Source organism: Streptomyces sp. NPDC048496, from assembly GCF_043200055.1.
Lineage (GTDB): Bacteria > Actinomycetota > Actinomycetes > Streptomycetales > Streptomycetaceae > Streptomyces.
In genome coordinates this window covers 31,289-57,044 of sequence record NZ_JBICXB010000033.1, presented here as the reverse complement: position 1 = coordinate 57,044, position 25,756 = coordinate 31,289, and the positions used below count along the sequence as shown (strand labels likewise).

At 70.4% G+C, this 25,756-nt stretch carries 24 protein-coding genes and 5 pseudogenes; 13 read left to right on the top strand and 16 right to left on the bottom strand.

Going from position 1 to position 25,756, the window contains the following annotated elements; translation table 11 throughout:
- Positions 1–28: 28 nt before the first annotated feature.
- From ACGFSA_RS25280 to ACGFSA_RS25250, 7 genes and pseudogenes are all read right to left on the bottom strand, one after another.
- A complete protein-coding gene (locus ACGFSA_RS25280) occupies positions 29–217 on the bottom strand; it encodes a hypothetical protein (RefSeq protein WP_393307838.1) in 189 nt (62 codons plus the stop codon).
- Positions 218–417: 200 nt separating this feature from the next.
- A complete protein-coding gene (locus ACGFSA_RS25275) occupies positions 418–741 on the bottom strand; it encodes an alpha/beta fold hydrolase (protein ID WP_393307882.1) in 324 nt (107 codons plus the stop codon).
- 132 nt (positions 742–873) lie between these two features.
- Positions 874–1,026, bottom strand: a complete 153-nt coding sequence (locus ACGFSA_RS25270; protein WP_393307880.1) for a transposase — start codon at positions 1,024–1,026, stop codon at positions 874–876.
- Between the two features lie 263 nt (positions 1,027–1,289).
- Positions 1,290–1,742, bottom strand: coding sequence for a pyridoxamine 5'-phosphate oxidase family protein (locus ACGFSA_RS25265; RefSeq protein ID WP_393307878.1), 453 nt, complete (start codon positions 1,740–1,742; stop codon positions 1,290–1,292).
- 291 nt (positions 1,743–2,033) lie between these two features.
- Positions 2,034–2,407, bottom strand: a pseudogene (locus tag ACGFSA_RS25260) (iron-containing alcohol dehydrogenase); the annotation flags it as partial.
- A 112-nt stretch (positions 2,408–2,519) separates the two neighbouring features.
- Positions 2,520–3,128 carry a CBS domain-containing protein gene (locus tag ACGFSA_RS25255; protein WP_393307836.1) on the bottom strand — a complete coding sequence of 203 codons (609 nt, stop codon included), beginning with the start codon at positions 3,126–3,128 and terminating at the stop codon, positions 2,520–2,522.
- Positions 3,129–3,324: 196 nt separating this feature from the next.
- Positions 3,325–3,723, bottom strand: a complete 399-nt coding sequence (locus ACGFSA_RS25250) for a hypothetical protein (RefSeq protein ID WP_393307834.1) — start codon at positions 3,721–3,723, stop codon at positions 3,325–3,327.
- A gap of 368 nt (positions 3,724–4,091) precedes the next feature.
- On the opposite strand from ACGFSA_RS25250, the gene ACGFSA_RS25245 reads away from it, so the two are divergent.
- The gene (locus tag ACGFSA_RS25245; RefSeq protein ID WP_393307876.1) at positions 4,092–4,784 is read left to right on the top strand and encodes a response regulator; all 693 of its coding nucleotides are present in this window, start codon (positions 4,092–4,094) and stop codon (positions 4,782–4,784) included.
- A 170-nt stretch (positions 4,785–4,954) separates the two neighbouring features.
- Positions 4,955–5,161 (top strand): hypothetical protein, encoded by a 207-nt coding sequence (locus ACGFSA_RS25240; protein ID WP_393307886.1) that lies wholly within the window; start codon positions 4,955–4,957, stop codon positions 5,159–5,161.
- Positions 5,162–5,183: 22 nt separating this feature from the next.
- Here ACGFSA_RS25240 and ACGFSA_RS25235 read toward each other — a convergent pair whose 3' ends face one another.
- Positions 5,184–5,543 carry a hypothetical protein gene (locus tag ACGFSA_RS25235; protein WP_393307832.1) on the bottom strand — a complete coding sequence of 120 codons (360 nt, stop codon included), beginning with the start codon at positions 5,541–5,543 and terminating at the stop codon, positions 5,184–5,186.
- A gap of 112 nt (positions 5,544–5,655) precedes the next feature.
- On the opposite strand from ACGFSA_RS25235, the gene ACGFSA_RS25230 reads away from it, so the two are divergent.
- From ACGFSA_RS25230 to ACGFSA_RS25215, 4 genes and pseudogenes are all read left to right on the top strand, one after another.
- Complete coding sequence (locus ACGFSA_RS25230; RefSeq protein WP_393307830.1) at positions 5,656–6,948, top strand: APC family permease; 1,293 nt, start codon at positions 5,656–5,658, stop codon at positions 6,946–6,948.
- Between the two features lie 51 nt (positions 6,949–6,999).
- Positions 7,000–8,214, top strand: coding sequence for an arginine deiminase (locus ACGFSA_RS25225; RefSeq protein WP_393307828.1), 1,215 nt, complete (start codon positions 7,000–7,002; stop codon positions 8,212–8,214).
- A gap of 21 nt (positions 8,215–8,235) precedes the next feature.
- The gene (argF, locus tag ACGFSA_RS25220; RefSeq protein WP_393307826.1) at positions 8,236–9,237 is read left to right on the top strand and encodes an ornithine carbamoyltransferase; all 1,002 of its coding nucleotides are present in this window, start codon (positions 8,236–8,238) and stop codon (positions 9,235–9,237) included.
- Positions 9,238–9,240: 3 nt separating this feature from the next.
- Positions 9,241–10,163: pseudogene (locus ACGFSA_RS25215) on the top strand (carbamate kinase).
- A gap of 13 nt (positions 10,164–10,176) precedes the next feature.
- Here the strand turns inward: ACGFSA_RS25215 and ACGFSA_RS25210 are convergent.
- On the bottom strand, positions 10,177–10,383 hold the full coding sequence (locus ACGFSA_RS25210) for a hypothetical protein (RefSeq protein ID WP_393307824.1): 207 nt from the start codon (positions 10,381–10,383) through the stop codon (positions 10,177–10,179).
- Between the two features lie 167 nt (positions 10,384–10,550).
- Here ACGFSA_RS25210 and ACGFSA_RS25205 point away from each other — a divergent pair, with 167 nt between their 5' ends.
- The 6 genes and pseudogenes from ACGFSA_RS25205 to ACGFSA_RS25180 all read left to right on the top strand — a co-directional run bounded on the left by ACGFSA_RS25205 (position 10,551) and on the right by ACGFSA_RS25180 (position 15,802).
- Complete coding sequence (locus tag ACGFSA_RS25205; RefSeq protein ID WP_393307822.1) at positions 10,551–11,171, top strand: hypothetical protein; 621 nt, start codon at positions 10,551–10,553, stop codon at positions 11,169–11,171.
- 154 nt (positions 11,172–11,325) lie between these two features.
- Positions 11,326–12,231 carry a universal stress protein gene (locus ACGFSA_RS25200; protein ID WP_393307820.1) on the top strand — a complete coding sequence of 302 codons (906 nt, stop codon included), beginning with the start codon at positions 11,326–11,328 and terminating at the stop codon, positions 12,229–12,231.
- 282 nt (positions 12,232–12,513) lie between these two features.
- A pseudogene (locus tag ACGFSA_RS25195) lies at positions 12,514–12,923 on the top strand (universal stress protein); the annotation flags it as partial.
- Positions 12,924–12,965: 42 nt separating this feature from the next.
- Positions 12,966–13,058 (top strand): annotated as a pseudogene (locus ACGFSA_RS25190) (hypothetical protein); the annotation flags it as partial.
- Between the two features lie 79 nt (positions 13,059–13,137).
- A complete protein-coding gene (locus tag ACGFSA_RS25185; RefSeq protein WP_393307818.1) occupies positions 13,138–13,263 on the top strand; it encodes a hypothetical protein in 126 nt (41 codons plus the stop codon).
- A 154-nt stretch (positions 13,264–13,417) separates the two neighbouring features.
- Positions 13,418–15,802, top strand: coding sequence for a phosphoketolase (locus ACGFSA_RS25180; protein ID WP_393307816.1), 2,385 nt, complete (start codon positions 13,418–13,420; stop codon positions 15,800–15,802).
- Between the two features lie 256 nt (positions 15,803–16,058).
- Here ACGFSA_RS25180 and ACGFSA_RS25175 read toward each other — a convergent pair whose 3' ends face one another.
- Complete coding sequence (locus tag ACGFSA_RS25175; RefSeq protein ID WP_393307814.1) at positions 16,059–16,643, bottom strand: hypothetical protein; 585 nt, start codon at positions 16,641–16,643, stop codon at positions 16,059–16,061.
- Positions 16,644–16,943: 300 nt separating this feature from the next.
- Here ACGFSA_RS25175 and ACGFSA_RS25170 point away from each other — a divergent pair, with 300 nt between their 5' ends.
- Positions 16,944–17,411 (top strand): NifU family protein, encoded by a 468-nt coding sequence (locus tag ACGFSA_RS25170; RefSeq protein ID WP_393307812.1) that lies wholly within the window; start codon positions 16,944–16,946, stop codon positions 17,409–17,411.
- A 140-nt stretch (positions 17,412–17,551) separates the two neighbouring features.
- Here the strand turns inward: ACGFSA_RS25170 and ACGFSA_RS25165 are convergent.
- From ACGFSA_RS25165 to ACGFSA_RS25140, 6 genes and pseudogenes are all read right to left on the bottom strand, one after another.
- Positions 17,552–17,839, bottom strand: a pseudogene (locus ACGFSA_RS25165) (DUF6457 domain-containing protein); the annotation flags it as partial.
- A gap of 46 nt (positions 17,840–17,885) precedes the next feature.
- Entirely contained in the window at positions 17,886–18,521 is a 636-nt protein-coding gene (locus ACGFSA_RS25160; RefSeq protein ID WP_393307810.1) for a vitamin K epoxide reductase family protein, read from the bottom strand.
- Positions 18,518–19,300, bottom strand: a complete 783-nt coding sequence (gene narI / locus ACGFSA_RS25155) for a respiratory nitrate reductase subunit gamma (protein ID WP_393307808.1) — start codon at positions 19,298–19,300, stop codon at positions 18,518–18,520. The genes ACGFSA_RS25160 and narI overlap by 4 nt, the downstream gene beginning before the upstream one ends.
- Entirely contained in the window at positions 19,297–20,088 is a 792-nt protein-coding gene (gene narJ / locus ACGFSA_RS25150; protein ID WP_393307806.1) for a nitrate reductase molybdenum cofactor assembly chaperone, read from the bottom strand. The genes narI and narJ overlap by 4 nt, the downstream gene beginning before the upstream one ends.
- On the bottom strand, positions 20,085–21,629 hold the full coding sequence (gene narH, locus ACGFSA_RS25145; RefSeq protein WP_393307804.1) for a nitrate reductase subunit beta: 1,545 nt from the start codon (positions 21,627–21,629) through the stop codon (positions 20,085–20,087). Before narH ends, narJ begins: the two co-directional genes overlap by 4 nt.
- A 1-nt stretch (position 21,630) precedes the next feature.
- A complete protein-coding gene (locus ACGFSA_RS25140; RefSeq protein ID WP_393307802.1) occupies positions 21,631–25,326 on the bottom strand; it encodes a nitrate reductase subunit alpha in 3,696 nt (1,231 codons plus the stop codon).
- Between the last annotated feature and the right edge of the window lie 430 nt (positions 25,327–25,756).

Sequence of the window (25,756 nt, the reverse complement as noted above, 5' to 3'; positions counted from 1 at the left end):
GGAACCGAATCCTCCGGCATTCTCGTGCTCACAGCACTGCCCGTGCGCCACTGCCGCCGTCACCGCTCACGCTTGGCGGCGGGTCCGGGGCATTTACGCCACCCACTTCGGTTGCTGATGCCGCCGGGGTCAGGGTGGCGACGGCGACGGCTCCGGCCAGGGCTGCCGCCGCGGTGACACCGACGACGTAGTTTCGGCGTCTTCGTGAGGACTTCATGATGGTGCTCCTGTACGGGATGATCGGCGTTGCCCCCGGGCAGGGCGTGAAGCGGTGCCGGGCTGCGGTGAGGTGTCGCCGAAAGATGCACAGAGTTCAGGCAGTGACCGCAGGCCGCGGCCGGAAAGCAGCCGGGACAGCGCCCGCCGACCCGCCACAGCCGGTCGGCGGGCGCTGCCCACGACGGTGCGGCGGTGCGATCAGCCGCGGGTGGCCTGCTTGATCAGGTCGGCCGTAGCGGCGGGCTGTGAGACGTACACGGAGTGACTGCCGGGCACTTCGACCGTCTGGGCTCCGATCCGCTCCGCCATCGAGTGCTGGGCCGGCGGAGGGATCATGTGGTCGTCGCGGGCCACCAGATACCAGGCCGGCTTGGTGCGCCAGGCCGGCTCTGGCGGTGGCCGCTGCGCTGGTTCGGCGGCGGCCCGTGGTCGCAACGCTGACGTGGCCCAGTGGCAAGGGGGGAAGGGCGACGCCCTTCGAGGCGTGCACCGGTGTGGTGGCGCACCTCGATCTGATCGCAGTCATACGGGAGGTGAAGTGGATGCCACCCGGAAACTTCCGGCCTCACCAGGCCTACCTGGAAAGCCTGCTCGCCCCGGCTACGACTCGGTAGGGCCCGCGGGCTGTGGCGGTGCTTCAACACGGGCGGCCCCTCACCCGTGGGCCTTCGGCTGTCCCCGGTCGCGGCAGCGGCGCATGCCGTGTCCGTGAGCGAACTCGTTGACGGTGCCCTCCACTCCGGAGCGGACCGCATGCCGGGCCTGCCAGTTGGGTGTCTGCGGTTCGGCGCGGACGCGGGCTTGCAGGTCGCGGGGTTTCTCGCGGGGGAAAGCCCACGTTCCGTGCGCCTTCGCGGGAGACGGTGCCCTGGGCGCGGACCGGGCAGGGCTGGCACTGGCCCTTGGTGAACCGCGCCACGATCAGCGGCGCCGCAGTGGGCGAGGAGGTCGGGTAGGGGCCGCGCCAGCCCTTGATGACCTGGCCTTGAGGGCAGGTCAGCTGCCGGCGGTCGAAGTCGATGCGCGGACGGACGGACAACGGACACCTCTCGGCGGCTCGTGGACCGTGATCAGGCGTTTTCGGCGGTGAGTCGGATGCCGGTGATCAAGTCCGGGCGGATACGGACCGCATAGTCCACGGTCCGGTTCACCCAGGGGTTGAGCAGTGCGCGGTAGCGGGCCAGTTCACCCGGCTCGGTCACCAGGTGGGCGTAACCGGTGACCATCACGCTCCAACCGAGGTGCATGTCAGGGTCGATGACGTCGGCCTCGTAGGCGACGACCACGCCCTGGCCGTCGGCCTGCTGCGTGCGCGAGGTCAGCGCCGCGCCCTCGTGAGTGCGAATGACGATGTCGCCGTTGTCCAAGACGTGGTTCACTGGGCGGATGGTCGGCAGCGCGTGACGAGTGAAGACGATCCTCCCGAAGGACACGCTGCCCAGCAGCCGCAAGGCTTCGTCACTGTCGAACTCGACGCTCCGGCGCGGTCCGGCAGGAAGGGGCTGGGCGTGGTCGATGGTCATGGCAGGCTTCCGTACGGTTTCGTTTCTCACTGTGGTGTGTCTTCGGCTGACGCGCGGATGCCGTCGCGTGGCCGGTCGCCGTGGTGACGGCCGGGGCGCGCCGCTACGGCATGTAAGTCGTCCCTTCGAGTCGAGCCGTGGACGGCTGCCTGTCCGTGGCACCCGGGTGAAGTGGGCCCCACGGGCAGGCTCGATCAGGTCATTGGAACCGCACCGGAGCTCCTCATACCAGGGCCGTTCGGCCCTCTTCCGCGTCCGGCCGGCCTTGCCCACCCCAGTAGCCTGCCCACCCCAGTAGTAGGCGGTGCGCATGATGTCCTGCATGTCGTCGAGCATGGGCATTCGCGGGTTGGCGGGCGCGCACTGGTCCTCGTAGGCGTTCAGGGCCTGCTCGGGCAGCGCGTCGAGGAAGGATCGTCGATGCCGAGGGCCTGGAAGGACGGCTCGATGCCCACGGCGTCGCGCAGCCGCTCCACCGCGCAGGCCAGCGACTCCACGTGCTCCTGCGGGGTGGCGGCGGGCAGGGCGAGGGCGCGGGCGATGTCCTGGAAGTGTTCCGGAGCCCGGTAGTTCTCGTACTTGGGCCAGCCCGTCAGCTTGGTCGGAACGGTGCCGTTGTAGCGGATGACGTGCGGCTGCAGGACGGCGTTGGTGGTCCCTTCCGCGGGCGGACCGGTACCGCTTCGGACACACTGGGGGAGCCGTTCGGACAAGGGGTCGGCCCCAGGGTTCATCGCGGCGTGACCTGCGCCGCTCGGGTGGCCGGTTCAGGACGATTCAGTGCGCGGCCGGCTGCGCGGGGCGGCAGTCGTCGATGTCAAACCCGAGCCTGCTGACCACACCGACGACGCCTTCCAAGCGCCAGGTCGACCGAACGGCCAGAGGGACGTCACTACGGTGGTGGAGGCGCCCCTCCAGCACGACCATGCCGTCCCGGACGGAAACGGCGACGGCGCCGGGTGGCAGGCCCAGCGCGCTGACCAGGACCTCCTCCACCACCTGCTGACGGATCTCCTCGTCCGTACGCAGGAAGACCCGCAGCAGATCGCGGCGGGTGGCGATACCGATGAGGCGGTCCTCCTCATCCACCACGGGCAGACGGTCGACTTCCTGACGTTCCATCAGCCGTGCGGCATCCGCAACACGTTGCTCCGGATGTATGGTGACCGCCGGGGTCGTCATCAGCTCTCCCGCGGTCGTGGCCACAGAGCCGTGCGCGAGATCGGCGCCGGAGACCACCCCGACCACTTTGTCATCGTGGTCGACGACCGGAAGTGCGCGGATACGGTGCCGATCCAGCAACCGCACCACGTCGTCCAACGGCGTCTGTCGGCTTGTGCAGACGACCTCGCTGGTCATGACTTCGCCGACGGTGCGCGTCTTCATGGCGCTTCCCTCCTTCACGGTGCGAGCGGGAGACGGGCAGGCCTTGCTCTCCGCTGGGTGACAGTCCCTCTACCTCGAGGCACCTGCCGGCCGCCTCGCTGCCCCTTCAGCCTCGCAGCCACCCTGCGCCGCGGCGCAGGGCCCAGACGTACCTGGTGGAGGGCCGACCCGCCTCGCACCGGAGGACCGGGAGACTCTAATCCCGCCCGCTGATGGCCTGGCCACCACGCCACGGTGGGGGAGTGGCCGACCTGCGGGCCGCCTCCTTGCGGTGCAGGACCCGAGTCATCTGGCTGCGGAGGCGGTCCTGCAGCCGGTCCGCCAGTTCATATGCCGTCGCCTCCTGGGCGTGCACGACCACAAGAGTGGTCCCCACGACGAGCTCGGCCGCGGCAGACCAGGGCTGCTCGACGTGGTGCGCCGCTGCCTTCCCGATCCTCACCTCGCCGCTGACGTCTGGAACTCCGGGCCGGTTGAGGGCCGTGCCGACCTTGGTCCGAACGTACGCGAGTGCCCCTTCGTCCACATCGCCTTCCGCTCGCACCTGTACTGCGACGGTGGAGGTGACGTGGGTGCCGGTGTCCTTCGCAGTCATCTGCTCCGCTCCTTCGATCGTTGGGCAGCGACTTCAGACTTCTGCGAGGACCGGCGTGGGCCCAGGGCTGTCAGGCCTCAGGAACGGGGCCATAGGGCCTCCCTCTGCGGGGCCGCCGGACACGCCCTTCGGTAGCGTGGGTCCGACCGGCTGCCGGGAGCCGCCAGGGGGCGTGGTCCTCGATGTGGACGTGTCCGGCCCGCCAGTTCGTCCCCGCACGGCACCACTGCTTCCGGCTGCGGGAGACTCTGTGGAAACAGGGCCGACCGGCCCTGGCCCTTCGGCCCGGATCCGGGAAAGGTCCCGGTACGAAGACCGGTACGGTCCAAGTGGACATCGACGAGGAATGCGAAACCAGGGAGCGAATGATGGCGGACAGCAAGCAGCCCGGCCCCGGCAGCCCGATCCGGGTCTTCCTGCTGGACGACCACGAGGTGGTACGACGTGGAGTGCGCGACCTGCTGAACGACGAGCCGGACATCGATGTGATCGGCGAGGCCGGCACCGTGGAGCAGGCACTGGTGCGCGTCCCCGCACTGCGCCCGCAGGTGGCGGTCCTGGACGTCCGGCTGCCCGACGGTGACGGCGTGACCGTGTGCCGGGAGCTGCGCTCGCGCATGCCGGAGCTGGCGTGCCTGATGCTGACATCCTTCGACGAAGAGGAGGCGTTGCTGGACTCGATCATGGCGGGCGCATCCGGATACGTTCTGAAGCAGATCCAAGGATCAGACCTGGTGTCCGCAGTACGCACCGTGGCCCGCGGCCAGTCCCTGCTGGATCCGAGCGCCACCACCAGGCTGATGGCCCGTCTTCGGGGCGGGCAGCAGCAGGAGGAGGAGCCGGACGCCCTATCCGGTCTGACCGAGCGGGAGCGGGATATCCTCGCCCTGATCGGTGAGGGCCTCACCAACCGTCAGATTGGCCAGCGGCTGTACCTCGCCGAGAAGACGGTGAAGAACCACATCTCCCGCCTGCTCGCCAAGCTCGGCGTGGAGCGCCGTATCCAGGCCGCGGTCATAGCCACGCAGGTCAAGGACCGGCAGAGGCAGGAAGGGCGCTGAAGTCCCGGGGCCGGAGGGACCTGTAATTGTCGCTGCCCGCACCGCCTGGCATGCCTTCCTCCCTGGCCAGTGAGTTTGATCTGATACCGCCATGTGCCGCGGGCCGATAACGTGGCCCCGACGAGGATGATCGGCGGTCGGCAGGGTGAGGGGCTTGGGAAGAATCGCCGGTGAGGGGCCCCGACGGTATGCGGATGCGGCTGCCGCAGTTGCGGCCGGATGAGCTGCAGGCCCGCCTGGACGTGGCCCGTGGCACCCGGGACCGGGTGTACAGCCTGCTGGAGGCGGTGCTCTCGGTCGGATCCCGTGAGCTCGAACTCCACGTCCACCACACCCTCGACGGCCCGGACAAGGCGCGCGGCTACCGGGCATGGTGACTCCTTCGTCGCTTCGGCCCGCTCAGATGGCACTGCCGGCGCCGGGCGGGATGTAGAGGTCCAGCAGCCGGGTCCTGGCGGAGCGCAGGCGGTGGGCGAGCACTTCGCCGACCCACTGGGTGACGGCCTGGCCGAGGGCCGGGTCGTCCCGGCACATCGAGCGGACGGCCGTGGCGTCGAACTCGTAGGCCCGCACCGGTGCCGTCGCCGTGGCGCCCAGATGCCACACATGCGGTGCGAACAGCCAGGAACAGCCGACGAGTTCGTTGTGGCCGGGGGTTTCGATGACGGCAGCTCGTTTTCGGCGGGTTCGGATGGACCGGCTGCGGTGGCTGCCCTCCCACTGTCGAACCGGCCCCGTTGCCGTGAAGCGGTTCGACAAGCCCAAGGCCTTGGGTCGAACGGCCCAAGTCCCAGGACCAGTTGATTCGCCGGCCGGGCGGGTTGGGCTGTCCGGGCCTCCGGCACCGGGACCATCGGGCCGTTCACGGGACGTGTGGCCACTGCCCGCGCCCGGCACCGACGCAGGCGGGCCCTATGTCTACGCCCGCGAGGCCTTCGGCGAGTTCGCCGGGTTCCTCAACGCCTGGTCCTACTGGATCACCGCGTGGGCCGGTAACGCCGTGATCGTGGTGGCGTGGGTCGGCTACGTCGAGGTGTTCGTCAACACCGGGCACAGGACCGGGGGCTCGGTGCTGCTCGCGCTGATCGGGCTCTGGATTCCCGCCGCGATCAACCTCACCGGTGTCCGGAACATGGGCGCGTTCCAGGTGATCACGACCGTGTTGAAATTCGTTCCGCTGATCTTCATGGCCACCGTCGGACTGCTGTTCATCGACTCCCACAACTTCGGCGCCTTCAACGCCAGCGGGCAGTCGGCGCTGGGCGCGATCTCGGCCGCGGCCGCCATCGCGCTGTTCAGCTACCTCGGTCTGGAGGCCGCCTCGGTGGTCGCCGGCCGAGTGCGTGAGCCCGGGCGGAACGTGCCGCGTGCCACCGTGTACGGCACGCTCATCTGCGCCGTGATCTACATTCTGGGCACCCTCGCGGTCTTCGGCACCGTCTCGCACGGCACGTTGGGTCACTCGACCGCGCCGTTCACCGACGCCGCGAACAACATCTTCGGCGGCACCTGGGCCGGTGACTTTGTCGCTGTCGCCGCGATCATCTCCGGCATCGGCGCTCTCAACGGCTGGACCATGCTGTGCGCCGAGATGCCGTACGCCGCAGCCCGCGACGGACTCTTCCCCCGCGCGTTCGCCAGGCTGCGCGGCGAGAACGACGTCCCTGTCTTCGGCATCGTCGCCTCGACCGTGCTGGCCTCGCTGATCACCGTGTTCAGCTACACGCGCTTCGAGGACGTCTTCACCAAGATCGTGCTGCTGAGCGTGCTCACCGCCGTGATCCCGTACCTGTTCTCCGCCGCCGCCCAGCTGTACTGGCTGCTGGTGCGCGGGCGCGAGAGCCTCACTCCGCGGCAGCTGGCCCGGGACGTCACCGTCGCCGCGCTGGCACTCGCCTTCTCGTACTGGTCGATCCAGGGAAGCGGCTACCAGACCGTCTACTACGGGCTGTTCGTGCTGCTGCTCGGCCTGCCGGTCTACGTGTGGCTGAAGTGGGGCCAGGGCGCGTACGGCGGCACCGAAGCGGTGATCCCCGGCCCCCGGACCGAGGACGAGCAGCGGGCACCCGAGACGTCGGCACCGGCCCGGCGGCCCTCCCGCGGACCGCGCACCGGCCCCACCGGCGGGCCCCGGCAGCGGAACATCCTCCGCCACCACGACTGACCACACCCCACCACCACGACTGACCACACCCCACCACCGAGGAAGCCCGCTATGAACACGTTCCACGTCGACTCCGAGGTCGGCCGCCTGCGCCAGGTGATCCTGCACCGACCCGGCCTTGAACTCGACCGCCTCACCCCGCGCAACGTCGACGCCCTGCTCTTCGACGACATCCTGTGGGCCAAGCGCGCCCGCGAGGAACACGACGCGTTTGCCCAGGTGCTGCGGGATCACGGCGCCCGCGTGCACTACTTCGCCGACCTGCTGGCCCAGAGCCTTGACATCCCCGAGGCCCGCGACTGGCTGCTCGACCGGGTGGTCACTGCGGCCACTGTCGGACCGGCCCTGCTCGACCCGGTGCGCGAGCTGTGCGCCGGTCTCGATGGGGAGACCCTCGCCGGCTACCTGATCGGCGGGCTCCTCAAGAGCGACCTGCCGCTCGCCACCCCGCACAGCCTCGTCTGGAACGCGCTCGACGCGGACGAATTCGCCCTCGCCCCGCTGCCCAACCACCTCTTCCCGCGCGACAACTCCTGCTGGCTGTACGACCGGTTCTCCGTCAACCCGATGGCCAAGGCCGCACGGCAGCGCGAGAGCCTGCATGCCGAGGCCATCTACCGCTTCCACCCGATGTTCGCCGCAGCCGCGACCGAACCGCTCCTCGCCGGAGAGGTGGGCACCCTGGAGGGCGGCGACGTGCACGTCCTCGGCAACGGTGCCGTCATGGTCGGCATGGGGGAGCGCACGACCGCCCAGGCCGTGGAGAACCTCGCCCGCCGGCTCTTCGCCACCGGCACCGCGAACCGCCTGATCGCCGTCCAGCTTCCTGCCGCCCGCGCCTACATGCACCTGGACACGGTGCTGACCATGGTCGACCGCGACGCCTTCACCATCTACCCGGGCCTGGCCGACTCCCTGCGCTCGTGGACCCTGCGTCCCAGCGATACCCGGGAGACCGGCTTCGACGTCGGGGCGAACTCCGACCTGGCGACGGCCCTCGCCGAGGCCCTCGACCTGGACAAGGTCCGCATGTTGTCCGCACCGCAGGACATCCGGGGCGCCGAGCGCGAGCAGTGGGACGACGGCAGCAACTTCCTCGCCCTCGCCCCCGGCGTCGTCGTCGGCTACGAGCGCAACGTCACCACCAACACCTACCTGCGCAAGCAGGGCATCGAGATCGTCACCATCGCCGGCGCCGAACTCGGCCGCGGCCGCGGCGGCCCGCGCTGCATGAGCTGCCCCATCGAACGCGACCCGGCCGCCTGACCCAGCAAGGGGAACAACACCATGACCGTCGACCTGCGAGGCCGCTCCTATCTGAGCGAACTCGACTTCACCCCCACCGAGATCCACCACCTCCTCGACCTCGCAGCCGAGTTGAAGGCAGCCAAGCGCGCCGGCGCCGAACAGCCCCGGTTGATCGGCCGGAACCTCGCCCTGATCTTCGAGAAGTCCTCCACCCGCACCCGCTGCGCCTTCGAGGTCGCCGCCGCCGACCAGGGCGCCGCCACCACCTATCTCGGCCCCGGCGACAGTCACATCGGCCAGAAGGAATCCATCGCCGACACCGCCCGCGTCCTCGGCCGGATGTTCGACGCCATCGAGTACCGGGGCTCCGCCCAGTCCCTCGTCACCCAACTCGCCACCCACTCCGGCGTGCCCGTCTACAACGGCCTGACCGACACCGTGCACCCCACCCAGAGTCTGTGCGACGTCCTCACCATGCACGAGCACAGCGCCAAGCCGCTTCAGGACATCGCCTACTGCTACCTGGGCGACGCCCGCAACAACATGGGCAACTCCCTGCTCTCGATGGGGGCCCTGCTCGGCATGGACGTACGCATCGCCGCCCCCGCCGCGCTCTGGCCCGACCCCGCCCTGGTGGCCTCCTGCCGGGCCCTCGCCGAGCGCAGCGGAGCCCGCATCACGCTCACCGAAGACGTCGAGAGGGCCGTACGCGGCGCCGACTTCCTGCACACCGACGTCTGGGTCTCCATGGGCGAGCCCGCCGACACTTGGCGCGAACGGATCGAACTGCTGCTCCCGTACCAGGTCAACGACAAGACGCTCGCCCTCACCGGCAACCCGGACGTGAAGTTCATGCACTGCCTGCCGTCCCTGCACGACCGCAGCACCCACCTGGGCCAAGACCTCTTCGACTCCTACGGCCTGGACGGGCTGGAAGTCACCGACGACGTCTTCACCTCGCCCGCCTCGATCGTCTTCGACCAGGCGGAGAACCGGCTGCACACCATCAAGGCTGTGCTCGTCGCCACCCTGGAGGACTGAACCATGCGCATCGTCGTCGCCCTCGGCGGCAACGCCCTGCTGCACCGCGGCGAACGCCCCGACGCGGAGGTCCAGCAGAACAACATCGACCGGGTCGCCACCGCCCTGGCAGCCCTCGCCCACGAGCACGAGCTCGTCATCACCCACGGCAACGGCCCGCAGATCGGCCTGCTCGCCATGGAGAGCGCGGCCGACCCCGCGCTCAGCGCCCCCTACCCGCTCCATCTGCTCGGCGCGCAGACCCAGGGCATGATCGGCTCCCTGCTGGCCTGCACGTTGCACGACGCCCTGCCCGGGCGCCGGATCGCCCCCCTCGTCACCCACACCGTCGTGCGGGCCGACGGCCCCGCCTTCGAACGGCCCACGAAGTCCGTCGGCCAGATCTACCCCCGGGACGTGGCGAAATCCCTCGCCCGCAAGCGTGGCTGGCACATCGCACAGGACACGGGCGGCTGGCGCCGGGTCGTGCCCTCCCCGGTGCCCGAACACATCGTGGAAACCGACACGATCCACGACCTGCTGGGCAGCGGCACGCTCGTGATCTGCGCCGGCGGCGGGGGCGTCTCCGTCACCACCGACCGCGACACCGGAGCACTGACCGGGGTGGAAGCCGTCATCGACAAGGACCTCACTGCGGCCCTGCTCGCCGAGGGTCTGAAGGCGGACTTCCTGCTCATCCTGACCGACGTACCCAACGTGTACGAGGGCTACGGGACACCCGACCAGCGGCCCGTCCTCGACGCGACACCCGACGAGCTGCGACGCGGCGGCTTCCCCGACGGCTCCATGGGGCCAAGGCCGAGGCAGCGGCCCGGTTCGTCGAGCGCACCGGAGGCCTGGCCGCGATCGGTGCTCTGGACACGGCGTACGAGATCGTTCACGGCAGGTCGGGCACGCTGATCCGTCCGGACCCCACGGGCGGCTGACCTGCGACCGGAGTCAGCCGGGCCGGGCCTCGAGCCACCGACGGCAGGCGGCAACCGCCGTCGGCAGCGCGCCCAGCACGGCGGAGGAGGTGCGGGTCAGGAGCGGACTGAGGAAGAGCAGGACGGCCAGTACCGCCACACCGGGGACCAGGGCCGCGTACGCCATGACCTGCGGCACGAGGTCGGCCGCCACGGTCAGTGCGGTCCACGAGATGCCCACAGGGTCCCACGCGTACCGTGCACAACGCGTTCGCCCCAACAGACCCCGTAGAAAGGGACCTTCAGCCCAACGGCCACAGACCTTCGGCACCCGGCGGCGCGCGGCACCCGCGACAAGAGTGAGGAGCGTCAGGACAACGACCAGACATCCCCGAAGGGATCACCGCCATGGCCGTGCATGACCACCCTCACCGGAGCCCGGGCTTCCACCTGTCCTTCCGCAGGAACCGCACCGGCTCCGCGATCGCCGTGTCGGCACGCACCGACACCCACTCCGTGGGGGCCTACGCCCTGGCGTCCCTGCGTCTGCTCACCGGTTTCGTCTTCCTGTGGGCGTTCCTGGACAAGGCTTTCGGCTTCGGCTACGCGACCGCGTCCGGCAAGGGCTGGATCGACGGCGGGTCGCCGACGAGGGGCTTCCTCGGTTCCGTTGCCGCCGGGCCGATGGAGTCGACGTTCCACTCGTGGGCCGGTGCCGCCTGGGCGGACTGGCTGTTCATGCTGGGCCTGCTCGGCACCGGCTTGGCCGTCATGGCCGGTGTGGCGTTGCGGCCGGCGGCGGTGGCGGGCACGGCGATGATGGCGTTGATGTGGATCGCCGAGTGGCCGCCGGCCAAGCACCTGTCGGACGGGTCGCCGAGTATGTCGACGAATCCCTTCGCCGACTACCACGTCATCTACGCGGTGGCGCTGATCGCCGTGGCGACCGCGGGCGCGGGTGCCACCTGGGGCCTGGGCCGGCTGTGGGCGCGGCTCCCGATTGTCCGCGACCACACCTGGCTGCGCTGAAAACCCCACGGCGGGACAACCCCTCGCCCTGGGACCCGTCGCGCCAGGGTCCGTCGGTCCCGCTGAAGGACCAGTGGCCCCTGCCCCGAAAGACCCCCTGAACACGACGCTGGAATCGGGTCCCTTCGGGTCCCCGATTCAGGAGGAGGAGATCATGCCCCGCACCATCACCGTAGGTCTCGACGGCTCGCCCGAGAGCCGGGCTGCCGCCGAATGGGCTGCCCGCGAGGCGAAGCTGCGCGGACTACCGGTGAGGCTCGTCCAGGTCTGGGAACCGGTACCGGAGCCCATGGCCCAGGCCCCGCTCCTCGGCATCGAGACCCATCAGCACTGGACCGAGAGGGTGCCGCGCGAGGCCGCCGAAGGGCTGCGGCTGCGCCACCCCGGCGTCGAGGTGACCACCGAACACGTCACCGGACGGCCCGCCGAGGCCCTGGCCCGCGCGGCGCAGGACGCCGAACTGCTCGTCCTCGGCTCGCGCGGCCTGGGCGGGCTCGGCGGCTTCCTGGTCGGCTCGGTCGGCCTCGCGGTCGTGGCGTCCACCGAGCGGCCCGTCGTCCTGGTCCGCGCCGGAAAGCAGGCCACCGACGAGCACGAGACGGACGAAACCGGCATCCCGTCCACCGCCGCCCCCCTCCGTCCCGTCGTCCTCGGACTGGACGTCGGCAGCCCCGACGAGACGCTGATCGGGTTCGCCTTCGACGCCGCCACGCGCCGGAACGTGCCGCTGCGCGTCGTGCACGGCTGGAACCCGCCGCCCTACTACGCCTACGGCATGGCCCTGGAGGCCGCGGTCCAGCGGGAGCCGGCGGAGGTCGACTCCACCGTCCTGACCGAGGAACTGCACCCCTGGCGGCAGAAGTTCCCCGACGTCGAGGTCGTGGCGGAGTCCCGCTACGGCAGCCCGTCCAACCTCCTGATCGACGCCTCTCGGGAGGCCTCCCTGGTCGTCGTCGGCCGACGCATCCGCCGCTCTTCCGTCGGCGCCCACATCGGCACCGTCACCCACGCCGTCCTGCATCACGCCACCACTCCCGTTGCCGTCGTCGCACACGACTGAGAGCCTGTCGGGTGACCTCTGATCGGGCGGCCACGCCCTGGCACGCACGCTTCCCGCGTTGCCGAAATGCCCTAGTAGCTCCGCTACGAGGACCTTCCAGCGCCTTGGAATCGCACGCACCAGACCGCGTCCGCTTTCCGATCGAAGGTCACCCGACAGGCTCTGACGCGCCACTGCAGAAAGAAAGAAGAGACCATGAAGGCAGCAGTCGTACGAGCCTTCGGCGAGCCCCTGGTCATCTAGGAGCACCCCGACCCCGAGCCCGGTCCCGGCCAGGTCCGCGTCCTGGGCGTCGGTGAGAAGCCGGCGGACGCAGCGGCGGTGCGCTTCGCCGTGGAGGAGGCGCAACGCCGCGGCGCGCCGCTGGAGGCCGTACGAGCCTGGCGCTGCCCCGCGCACGAGACCACCGATCACCCCCTGATGGCCGGCGAACCCGCCCGGCTGCACGAGGAACGGGCCGTGGAGGAGCTGGAAGCGGCCCTGCAGGACGTCCCGGCCGACGCCGACGTCCACCGGCGCACCGTCGAGGGCCACGCCCGCCGGGTACTGCTCGACGCCTCGGCCGACGCCGACCTGCTCGTCGTGGGAGCCCGGCGCCGCGAGGGCCACTACGGTCTCCAGCTCGGCCGCGTCGCCCACGCGGTCCTGCACACTCGGCCTGCCCGGTTGCCGTCGTACCGCAGCGGGCGTGAGGGCCGTGACCGGCTCAGAGGCTCGCTGCGTGGTCGGGGAGGTCCATCCACGGCTACACCAACGACCAGTTCCTGCTGGACGGCCCGCACAAGGACCTGCGCCGGGCCCGCTCGGCGGCCCTGAGCATCATCCCCCTCGACGCACGGGTACGCCTGGTGCCCCGCCGGCCCCAGGACCCCTGTCTGCGCCGACTCCGCTGAGAAGAAACCAGAGATGAAGCACGACAAGGTCGGCTCCGTGATGACCACTGACATCGTCCGCGCCGCGTACGGCGCCGTCGGCCCGCCACAGGATCCGATGAGACCGGGGGACGGCCGTGCGTCCGGCTCGGTGTCGTGACGAAAGGTCCTCAGCTCTCTCAGCTTTGCGAGCGGTCCGGTTTCCGTGAATCGGTGTGTCGCGGTGAGCCCTCTGGCGGGCGCCGGTCGGGTGGGGGAGGGTGGAAGGCATTGCGGACCCGCCGGACCGTCCGTTGTGGAAGAAGGGATTCCCCATGTCCGTCGACACGCAGCAGGCGCCCGCCCAGCTCTCCGACGAAGAGCTGAGGACGCTGGACGCCCACTGGCGCGCCGCGAATTATCTGGCCGTCGGCCAGATCTACCTCATGGCCAACCCCCTGCTGACCGAGCCACTGCGCCCCGAGCACGTCAAACCGCGGCTGCTCGGCCACTGGGGCACCTCCCCCGGGCTGAACCTGGTGCACACCCACCTCAACCGTGTCATCAAGGTCCGCGACCTGAACGCCCTGTGCATCTGGGGGCCGGGCCACGGCGGGCCTGCCGTGGTCGCCAACTCCTGGCTGGAGGGCTCGTACTCCGAGACCTACCCGGACATCACGCGGGACGCGGCCGGCATGGGACGGCTGTTCAAGCAGTTCTCGTTCCCCGGCGGCGTGCCCAGCCACGTAGCGCCCGAGACACCCGGATCCATCCACGAGGGCGGCGAACTGGGCTACTCGCTGTCGCACGCCTACGGCGCCGCCCTGGACAACCCCGACCTGCTGGTCGCCTGCGTCGTCGGCGACGGCGAGGCGGAGACCGGCCCGCTGGCCGCCTCGTGGCACTCCAACAAGTTCCTGGACCCGGTGCACGACGGCGCCGTCCTGCCGATCCTCCACCTCAACGGCTACAAGATCGCCAACCCGACGGTCCTCGCCCGGCTCCCCGAAACGGAACTCGACGCGCTCCTCAATGGGTATGGCCACGACCCGATCCACGTCACCGGCGACGACCCGGCCGCCGTCCACCGCTCCATGGCCGGCGCCATGGACAGCGCGCTGCACCGCATCGCCGCAATCCAGCGCACCGCCCGCGAGGACGGCGCCACCGAGCGCCCCCGCTGGCCCGTGATCGTGCTGCGCACCCCGAAGGGCTGGACCGGCCCGGCCGAGGTCGACGGCCTGCCGGTCGAAGGCACCTGGCGCGCCCACCAGGTCCCGCTGGCTGCCGTCCGCGACAACCCCGACCACCTGCGGCAGCTGGAGGCATGGCTGCGCTCCTACCGCCCGGAGGAACTGTTCGACGAGCACGGCCACCCCCGTTCTCAGGTGCTGGCCTGCATTCCCGTAGGCGACCGCAGGCTCGGCGCCACCCCGCACGCCAACGGCGGCCTGCTGCTGCGCGAACTCCCCCTGCCGCCGCTTGAGACGTACGCCGTCGAAGTCGACAAGCCCGGCGCGACCCTTCACGAACCCACCCGCGTCCTGGGCGACCTGCTCGAACACGTCATGCGATCCACCGCCGACCGGCGCGACTTCCGCCTGGTCGGCCCCGATGAGACCGCCTCCAACCGCCTCCAGGCCGTCTACGCGGCCAGCGGCAAGGCGTGGCAGGCCGAGACCTTGCCCGTGGATGAACACCTGGACCGGCACGGACGGGTGATGGAGATCCTGTCCGAACACACCTGCCAGGGCTGGCTGGAGGGCTACCTGCTGACCGGCCGGCACGGGCTGTTCTCCTGCTACGAGGCGTTCGTGCACATCGTCGACTCGATGGTCAACCAGCACATCAAATGGCTGCGCGTCACCCGACGGCTGCCCTGGCGGGCCCCCATCGCCTCCCTCAACTACCTGCTCACCTCGCACGTGTGGCGGCAGGACCACAACGGTTTCTCCCACCAGGACCCCGGTTTCGTCGACCACATCCTCAACAAGAGCCCGGAGGTGGTACGGGTCTACCTGCCGCCGGACGCCAACACCCTGCTGTCCGTCGCGGACCACGCGCTGCGCAGCCGCGACTACGTGAACGTGATCGTCGCCGGAAAGCAACCCTGCTTCGACTGGCTGTCGATGGACCAGGCCAAGGTCCACTGCGCGCGCGGCGCCGGCATCTGGGACTGGGCCGGCACCGAGGACGGCACCCGTGAACCGGACGTGGTACTCGCCTGCGCGGGCGACGTCCCGACCCAGGAGGTGCTGGCTGCCGCCCAGCTGCTGCGCCGGCACCTGCCAGAGCTGGCGGTGCGCGTGGTGAACGTCGTCGACATCGCCCGCCTGCTGCCGAGCGAGGAACACCCGCACGGGATGAGCGACTTCGAGCACGACGGCCTGTTCACCGCCGACAAGCCGGTGATTTTCGCCTACCACGGCTACCCGTGGCTGATCCACCGGCTCGCCTACCGGCGCAACGGGCACCGGAACCTGCACGTGCGCGGCTACAAGGAGATCGGCACCACAACCACCCCGTTCGACATGGTGGTGCGCAACGACCTGGACCGCTACCGGCTGGTCATGGACGTCATCGACCGCGTCCCAGGGCTCGCCGTCCGTGCCGCCGTCGTGCGCCAGCGGATGGAGGACGCCCGGCTGCGCCACCACGACTGGATCCGGGAGCACGGCACCGACCTGCCCGAGGTCGCCGACTGGACCTGGGACGGCTGACCGGATTGGTTTGACCATGGGGCCTGCGGGACCGCACTCCGTGAGGGAGTCATCACGCCCCGTCGTAGTGCCCCCGTGGGTCGGGGCGTCTCATGCGCGGTGCCCCATTCCGCCGTCGCGTCCGCTTCGGGGAGCCGTGCGGCCCCAACCTGCGCTCATGCGCTGAAGGCACGTGCTCCTTCCGCGTCCGGCCGCCAGGGCGTCCGGCGGGGCCGCCATGCGGGGACGGCGCGGCGGTACGCCTCGTAAACCCGTATCACGCGTGCCGGTGGCCTCGGCGCGCGTCGAACTTGGCCCAGGCACGGTCCCACTGCGCCTCGCGGCGCCTGTCCAGTCGTAGCCGGGCGGCCCAGCAGACGCCCACCACCAGCACACCCGTGCCCGCTGCCGAGGCCGCACCGAGGGCGGCTCCTTGCGACTTGGCCTGGGTGGGGGTGGGCGGCGCGGGCTGGATACGGCCGACGTTGTCGAGCCACACCGTGGTGGGAGAGCCAGCCTTGCTACCCGCTGCCACGGAGGCGGTGTCGGACCTGGGGGAGCCGCCGGGCGTTGTCCACCGTACGGTCGCTCGCACGCGGCTGTCGGTCGCCGCCACGGAGAACCGTGACAGCGTTGGGGGAGCGTCCTTGACGAGGTGCGCGGTGACCCGATGCAGTCCTCGGGCCTGGTCGAGCGCCGAGTGCTCGGCGACACCAGCCGTCACGACGCCCACAGCCGGCGTGGCGAGCAGCAGTACCGTCGTCGCTGCCACACCGATCCAGGCTTCGGCGGTGTCGGAGCGGCGTTTGAGCGGGTTGCGTCGCCAGCGCCACCACAACACTCTGCCGTCCCGTTTCAGCATGCGTGCATCCATCCCTGTCCGACCGGCGTGAACTCCATTTCGCTACGGTGACGCATCTTCGATCTGCGGGCGCAGAGCACACTGGGCCGTCGTGGCGGGGCCGTTCGGCCCTGATTGCGGAGCCAACGGGTGTGGGGTTGCTGAAGTGCCCCATGGCGCAATGCCGTTCATGAGGGGCGAAGTGAAGGATGGCCTGGGGGCGGGGGAACTGCGTGACGCGGTCGCACTGCTGGCGGATTTCCTGGGCACCGGGCCGGTGACCGCGGTCATCGCCGGACTGGAGCGGGATCTGGAAGGCACATGCGCAGGGGATGTGGGGGACGCGGCCGCGGCCAGAGGCATCGGTCCCGCAGCGCGCTGCACGCCGCCCTCGATGAACCCGCCGGGTGGATCCCGGCCGTCGGCAGCGACCACAGCGGCGACGACGCGCTGCTTCACAGTGTGGCACGAGAGGTTCTCGCCGGTGAGGTGGGTGACTTCGCCCGGTCCCACGGCGGCAGCATCGACCTCGGCGACGTACGCGACGGCATCGTCATCGTCCGCCTCGGTGGCGCCTGCCACGGCTGCCCCGCCTCCTGGTTCACGCTTCACCAGCGCCTGGAGCGCCAGCTGCGGCGACGGCATCCCGGTCTGCGAGAAGTCCGCAACGTCGCCTCTCCGGTGAGCCCGTTCGGCCGGCCGACGGGGTCTGTCCCGGCCTCGGACCGCGAACCCCCAGTGATCTGTACGGCTCCCACGGGAGGCCTGCTCCTGACCGCGCCGACGTAGCCCAGGGCGCCATCCGTTCAGATCATGGATGGCGCCCTGGGCTTGCGCGCGGTTGTCCTACCGGTCGAGCAGGGGTCCGAACGGGCCAATCGCAACATCAGCAGCGCAGGGGCCCTGGGCGTGACCGGCGGCGGGGCTCGTCATGCGGTCCCGGAGCCCGGGCCATGGTCGGCCTCACCGGCCCACCGGGCGGCGAGTTCTCCGGCACGCCGGGCTGCGGCGGCCACCGCGTCAGGGCCGCCGCCCGCACACCCCGCCGCATACCCGACCAGGAAGGTCGTCAGCGGGGCGGCGGGCCGGGCGACGCCATGAGCCGCATCGCCCGCGAGGGCGAGCAGGAGGGCCCGGTCGACTTCGAGGTCGATGCCCAGGTCGGCCTTCACAGTGGCCGTCCATTCCTTCAGTACGTCGTCCATGATCCTCGTTCTCTCATCCGTATGACCTGTGAGCGGCTCGTGCGGGTGCGATGGTCGGCTACAGCAGGCTGCTCCAGTACGGCCAGAAGCGGGTGAGGACGAGCAGCGTAATCACCCCATACCAGGCGGCGAGCAGCAGCCAGTGCGTGTCCCGGACGACCGCCAGCACACCCCGGGGCACGGGGACGATTCCCCGCTGCAGGCAGTGCAGGGCCACGTACCAGAACAGAGCGATGGTGACGACCCAGACGACGGCACAGTAGGGGCAGATCTTGCCCAGCTCGTAGAGCGACTGTCCGATCAGCCAGTGGACGAACACCACCCCCATCAGCGCACCGGCATCCAGCGCGAGCCACAGCCGACGGTGCAGGCCCGCACCGCAGAGCACGGCGACGCCGAGGGCGGCCACGGCGGCGAAGGCACCCAGTCCGAGCAGCATGTTGGGGAAACCGAACTGGCTGCCCTGCGCACTGGACATGACGCTGCCGCAACTCACGACGGGGCTGATGTTGCACGGCGGTTGGTAGGCCGGGTCCTTGAGGAGCCGCCAGTCGTCCACGGTGAGCTGGAAGGAGGCGAGCCAGCCGACGATCCCGGTAAGCAGCATCACCAGGCCCGTTCGGCGGCTCGCGCCCACTGCGTGCGTGCGCCGGGTGGTCGTCGCGTCCGGCGCGAGCACGGGTCTGTGACTCATGCCGCTCGCCGGGAGCCGGAGGCCGACCGCGGCCGACCCGCGGCCGTCGGGGCCGCGGCCGGTGTGGATCGCCGCCGGTAGACCAGGTACGGCCGGGCCAGGTATCCGATCGGGGCGCTCCACACATGGACCAGTCGGGTGAACGGCCAGGCCGCGAAGAGCAGGCAGGCGCTCAGGGCGTGCAGCTGGAACAGCAGCGGGGCTCCGGCGATCGCCTCCGGCTGCGGCTGGAGCACGAACAGGCCGCGGAACCACACGGAGACGGTGGCACGGTAGTCGTAGCCGGGGCCGAACACGTTGTGGGCGGCGGTGGCGGTGATGCCCAGCAGGACGGTGGCGGACAGCAGTGGGAAGAGCAGCTTGTCGCTGCGGTCGGTGCCGAGCCGGATCCGGCGGGTCAGCAGACGGCGGGCGCACAGCATGCCCAGCCCCGCGACCATGGCGACGCCCGCCACCGAACCCGCCCAGACGGCCGTGGTGTGGTAGGCGTGTTCGCTGATCCCGGCGGCCTCGGTCCAGGAGGCGGGGACCGCCAGGCCCACCACATGCCCGGCGATCACCATGAAGGCGCCCAGGTGGAACAGCGGGCTGCCCCAGCGCAGCCACCGGTGTTCGAGGAGCTGGCTGGTGCGGGAGGTCCAGCCGAACTGGTCCTGGCGGTAGCGCCAGACGTGCCCGACGACGAACACGGCGAGACAGATGTAGGGGATGGCGACCCACAGGAGGAGGTCGGCGCCGCTCGTGGACGCGGCGGCCAAGGGGGTGGGTACGGCGTTCATCGGGGGCCTTCCGTACGGCTGGTCGAAGCGGGCGGCACACGGGTCGGCGGGGCGGGCGCCGGCGGCACGAAGGTGCCCGGAGGTGCGAACTCCCCGTCCCCGTAGGTCCCGTAGGGGTCGAGGCCGACCTCCTCGTTCGGCGGGCCCTCGGCGACGAGCTGGGCCACCGCCGCGCGGTCCGCCTCGGTGGGTGGCGGCAGCAGGGTGAGCAGGGCGGCCAGGACGTGCCGGTATGGGGAGCCGGCGTCGGTCAGGGCACGGCGGATCAACTCCAGTCCCCGCCGGTGCTGGCGCAGCGGTGCCTCGCCGCCACCTGGACCGGCCAGGGCGGCGAACTCCAGCACGACCGGCAAGTGGTCGGGCAGTTCACCCCCGTCGGTGTCCCAGCCCGCGGCCCGGTACCGCTGGTTCAGGGTGAGCAGGGCCATGCCCCGGCGGCGGGTGTCACCGTGCAGGTAGTAGGTGAGGTAGAGGCTGCTCTTGCGGCGCAGGTCGAACATCTCGACGTAATGGCGCTCCAGCGCCTCGGGCTCCTGGCCGGTGAACCAGGTGGTGAAGGCGGCCAGGTGCTCGGCGGCAGGCGAGGACGGCAGTGCCTTGACGGTAGCCGTCAATACCGGTCGGGCGGCGGTGAGTTCGGCTTCCGGGTACTGCAGCAGCAGCGAACACAGCCGCAGCAGCAGGGTGCGAGCCTCGGCTTCCTCGGGGGTGAGCCGGGCCGGGCGGCGCACGGCCGCGCGGACGCGGGTGCGGACGAGGGCGGGAATCGTTGCGGGCAGCGGGCTCACGGACGGCCTCCGGCGGGGGTTTCGGGCGTACGGCGGCGCAGGGTGGGGATGCCGAGCATGACGCGTCGCCCGCCGGCCTCCGCCGGGGCGCCGGACGATTCGACCGGGCAGCGGTTCTCCATCGCGGTGAGCGCGGCCGCGTCCTCTTTGTGCGCGGCGGGAACGACATAGCGGTCGGCGTACTTGGCGACGGCAAGCAGCCGGTGCAGGTCCTCCGCCTCCCGGGCGGTGAGCCCGACAGCCTTGAGTGGGGCCTCGTCGCCGGCCTCGCCGAGGGTGCGTTCGCGCATGTACGAGCGCAGCGCGGTGAGCTTCATCAGTACCCCGGCGACCACGTCGGTGTCCCCGGCGGTGAACAGTTGCGCCAGGTACTCCAGCGGGATGCGCAGCCGGGTGACGGCGGCGAAGACGTGGTCGGGGTCGTCCTGGTTGCCGCCCGCCGCGTCGACGGCGTCGAGGACGGGCGAGAGCGGCGGGACGTACCAGACCATCGGCAGGGTGCGGTACTCCGGGTGCAGCGGCAGCGCCACCTTGTAGCGGGAGACCAGGTCGTGCACGGGGGAGCGGCGGGCGGCGTCCAGCCAGTCCTCGGGGATGCCGGACTCCCGTGCCGCGGCGATCACTTCGGGGTCGGACGGGTCGAGAAAGACACCGCGCTGGGCGTCCAGCAGGTCCTTCTCGTCCGGGGTGGCCGCGGCCTCGCCGACGCGGTCGGCGTCGTACAGCAGCAGTCCGAGGTAGCGCAGTCGTCCCACGCAGGTCTCGGAGCAGACGGTGGGCTGTCCGGCCTCGATGCGGGGGAAGCAGAAGGTGCACTTCTCGGCCTTGCCGGTGGCGTGGTTGACGTACACCTTCTTGTACGGGCATGCCGTCACGCACATCCGCCAGCCGCGGCAGCGGTCCTGGTCGACCAGGACGATGCCGTCCTCGACCCGCTTGTACATCGCACCAGATGGGCAGGCGGAGACGCAGGCGGGGTTGAGGCAGTGTTCGCACAGCCTCGGCAGGTGGAAGAGGAAGGTCTGTTCGAACTCGAACTTCACCTTCTCCGCCCACTCGCCGCTCAGGTTGGGGTCGCCGCCTGCGTGTTCAGGCGCGCCGCCGAGGCCGTCCTCCCAGTTGGCGCCCCAGGTAATGGCGGTGGGCTTGCCGGTGAGCACGGAGCGTGGCCGGGCGACTGGCATGTCCGGCCCGGCGGGAGCGCTGACCAGGTTGTCGTAGTCGTAGGTGACCGGCTCGTAGTAGTCCTCGAGGGAGGGCAGGTCGGGGTTGGAGAACAGCGACAGCAGCCGCCTGATCCGCCCCCCGGAGCGCAGGACGAGACGTCCGCGCTTGTCGAGCATCCAGCCGCCCTTCCACTGTTCCTGGTCCTCGTAGCGGCGCGGGTAGCCGACGCCGGGCTTGGTCTCGACGTTGTTGAACCAGGCGTACTCGACGCCGGTGCGATTGGTCCACGTCTGCTTGCAGGTGACCGAACAGGTGTGGCACCCGATGCACTTGTCGAGGTTCATCACCATCGCGATCTGTGCCATGACGCGCATGTCAGTACTCCACTTGCTGGCTGCGGCGGCGGATGACGGTGACCTCGTCGCGCTGGTTTCCGGTCGGGCCGTAGTAGTTGAAGGCGTAGGTGAACTGTGCGTAGCCGCCCGCGAGATGGGTCGGCTTGAGCAGCAGCCTGGTCAGCGAGTTGTGGATGCCGCCCCGCTTGCCGCTGACCTCGGTCTTGGGCACGTTCACGTTGCGGTCCTGCGCGTGGTACATGTACACGGTGCCCTCGGGCATTCGGTGCGTGACCACGGCCCGGCAGGCGACGACGCCGTTGCGGTTGTACGCCTCGATCCACTCGTTGTCCTTGACGCCGATCTTCTCGGCGTCCTCCAAGGACATCCAGATCACCGGGCCGCCCCGGGAAAGGGCGAGCATGTGCGCGTTGTCCTGGTAATTGGAGTGGATGGACCACTTCGAGTGCGGGGTCAGATAGCGGACCGTGACCTCCGCCCGGCCGTCCTCGCGCAGATGCTCGTCGCCGTAGTGCCGGGGGGTGTTCAACGGGGGCCGGTATACGGGCAGTTGCTCGCCGAGTTCGGCCATCCAGTCGTGCTGGACGAAGAAGTGCTGCCGGCCGGTGAGGGTGTGCCAGGGCTTCTTGTGCTCGGTGTTGATGACGAACGGAGAATAGCGGCGGCCGCCGGTCTCCGAGCCCGACCATTCGTAGGAGGTCATCACGGCACGCGGCTGGGTGCGGGTGTCGGCGAAGGTGATCCGCTCGGCCTCGCGTTCGGAGGCGAGTTCCACCAGGCCCTTACTGCCGGTCTGCCGCTCCAGTTCGCGGAAGCCCTCGGTGGCCAGTCGCCCGTTGGTAGTGCCGGACAAAGCGAGGATCGCCTCGCACATGTCGGAGGCGGTGGCCAGGGAGGGTCGGCCGGCGGCGACTCCGTCGCGGACGGTGCCGCAGCGACGGCGCAGCTCGTCGATCTCCCGGTCGGGGTGGACGGTGACGCCCTTGGTGGTGGTGCCCAGGGTGTCCAGCAGCGGGCCGACGGCGCGCATCTTTTGCGCGGTCGCGGCATAGTCCCGCTCGATGACGACGAGCTTCGGCATGGTGCGTCCCGGGATCGGCTCGCACTCCCCGGTCTTCCAGTCCCGCACCACGCCGCCCGGCTGGGCGAGTTCGTCGGGGGTGTCGTGCAGCAGCGGCACCGCCAGGACGTCGGTACGCGTACCCAGGTGCTCGGCGGCCAGATCACTGAATTTGTCGGCGATCGTGAGGAAGCTGTCGTAGTCGGTGCGTGCCTGCCAGGGCGGGGCGATGGCCGGCGTGAAGGCGTGCACGAAGGGGTGCATGTCAGTGCTGGACAGGTCGTCCTTCTCGTACCAGGTCGCGGCCGGCAGGACCACGTCGGAGAGCAGGCTGGTGGAGGTCATCCGGAAGTCCATGGTGACCAGCAGGTCGAGCTTGCCCTCGGGTGCCTCGTCCCGCCAGACCACCTCCTGCGGGCGTCCCTCGGGCGGGGTCTCCTCGGAGCGGACCGCCGCGTCGGTGCCGAGCAGGTGCCGCAGGAAGTACTCGTTGCCCTTGCCGGAGGAGCCGAGCAGGTTTGCTCGCCACACCGTCAGTACGCGGGGGAAGTTGGCGGGGTCGTCGGGGTCCTCGGCGGCGAACCGCAGCCGCCCGGACTTGAGTTCGTCGACGATGTGCTCGGCGACCGGCCGGCCCGCCCGCGCCGCCTCGTCCGTCAGGTCGAGGGGGTTGCGGTTGAAACCGGGGTGACCGGGCGTCCAGCCCAGCCGCACGGCCTGTGCCAGGCAGTCGGCGAACCCCTTGCCCTGGAACCGCCCCTCCCCGAGCGGGGAGGCCAGCTCGTCGGGCCCGAACGCCTCGTAGCGCCACTGGTCGGAGTTCAGGTACCAGTACGAGGTGCCTGCCATGTGCCGGGTGGGGCGCTGCCAGTCGAAGGCGAACGCCAGGTGTTGCAGTCCGGTGAGAGGACGGACTTTCTCCTGGCCGACGTAGTGCGCCCAGCCGCCGCCGTTGACGCCCTGGCAGCCGGTCATCGTCGTCAGCGCCAAAAAGGCCCGGTAGATGGTGTCGGAGTGGAACCAGTGGTTGGTGCCGGCACCGAGGGCGATCATGGAGCGGCCGTTGGTGCGCTCGGCGTTGCGGGCGAACTCGCGGGCGATGCGGGCCGCCTGCCCTGCGGGCACGGAGGTGATGGTCTCCTGCCAGGCCGGGGTGTACGGCTCGGACGCGTCCTCGTACGACGACGGCCAGCTGCCCGGCAGGCCCGGCCGCTCCACCCCGTACTGGGCGAGCATCAGGTCGAAGACCGTGGTGACCATCCGGCCGCCGATCCTGCGGACCGGCACCCCGCGCACCATCACCGAGCCGCCCTCCGTGCGCCCCTCGTCGAACCGCGGCAGCGCGACCTCGGCAGTCTCCTCAGCCCTCTCGAGCAGGCTCAACTCGGGCACGGCGTCGCCCAGGTCGAGGTTCCAGCGGCCCTGCCCGGCTTTCCCCCAGCGGAAGCCGAGCGAGCCGTTCGGCACGACCGGTTCGCCGGTGGCCGCGTCGAGGAGAACGGTCTTGGACCCGGCGTGTTCCGTGTCGTGTCCGAGGTCGGCGGCGGTCAAAAACCCGTCCGGGACCAGGCCGCCCTCGGTGTGCTCGCGCAGGGCCACCAGGAACGGCGCGTCGGTGAACTTGCGCAGGTAGTCCTGGAAGTAGGGCACTTCGCGGTCGACGAGGAACTCGCGCAGAATCACGTGCCCCATGGCCATCGCCAGTGCCCCGTCGGTGCCGGGGTGCGGGGCCAGCCACTCGTCGGCGTGCTTGACGTTGTCGGCGTAGTCGGGGCTGACCGCGACGACCTTGGTGCCGTTGTAGCGGGTCTCGGTGAGGAAGTGGGCGTCCGGCGTGCGGGTGACGGGGATGTTGGAGCCCCACATGATCAGATAGCCGGCGTTCCACCAGTCCGCGGCCTCCGGTACGTCGGTCTGGTCGCCGAAGACCTGCGGCGAGGCGATCGGCAGATCCGCGTACCAGTCGTAGAAGGACAGCAGCGTGCCGCCGATCAGGGACATGAAGCGGGCGCCGGACGCGAACGACGCCATCGACATCGCCGGGATCGGGGAGAAGCCCGCGACGCGGTCCGGGCCGTACGTCTTGACGGTGTGCACGTGAGCGGCGGCAACCAGCTCGCTGACCTCGTCCCAGTCGGCGCGCACCAGACCGCCCTTGCCGCGGGCCTTCTTGTAAGCGCGCGCTTTGGCCGGATCGCCGGTGATCTCGGCCCAGGCCGCCACCGGGTCGCCGAGCCGCTTCCGGGCTTCGCGCCACAGCTTCAGCAGCGCGCCGCGTACATACGGGTAGCGGACCCGGCTGGGGGAGTAGGTGTACCAGGAGAACGAGGCGCCGCGCGGGCAGCCGCGTGGCTCGTACTCGGGGCAGTCCGTACCGATGGACGGGTAGTCGGTGGCCTGGTGCTCCCAGGTGATGATGCCCTCCTTGACGTACACCATCCACGAGCAGGAACCGGTGCAGTTCACCCCGTGCGTTGAGCGCACCACCTTGTCGTGCGCCCAGCGGTCGCGGTAGAAGCCCTCCCACTTGCCGTCGTTCTCGCCGAACACGGCGCGCCCGTCGGCCGACACCTCACGGCGGGTGAGCAGTCGCCGGGCGGCCAGCGGCCAGCCTTCACCAGCGCTCGACGCCTGTGCGTTCTGATCGTTCTCCATGGCTGGGAACGTTAGGTGGTGCGGGCCCTGGTGCACCTGGGGCCGGCGGTCCTGACCGGATGGCAGTCCGGCCCAGTCCGGACGGTCGCAATAGGGCCCAATGGTCCCGGCGCTGGGGTCCGGTCGGCCAGGGGGTCGGGTGTGCCCGTGCACCTGGCGCGATGCATCCGTGCCGATGGGCCGTCCAGCCCTGGCACGAGTGCCGGATCGAGGGACTGTCGGCCCACCGGGAAGGACTGGCCGGCCGCCGCGCCGGTCGGTCCCGAGTCCGCATGCTGATCAGCGACCGATCCGGAGGTATCCCGTGTACTACTGCAACCAGCATCCGTGCGCCCTACACCGACGTCCCCCGTCATGGGTGCTGCGCACGGTCCGGGCCGGTTATCGTCCGGCCGCCCGCTTTGTCTGCCCTGACTCCAGGGCGGCCGGA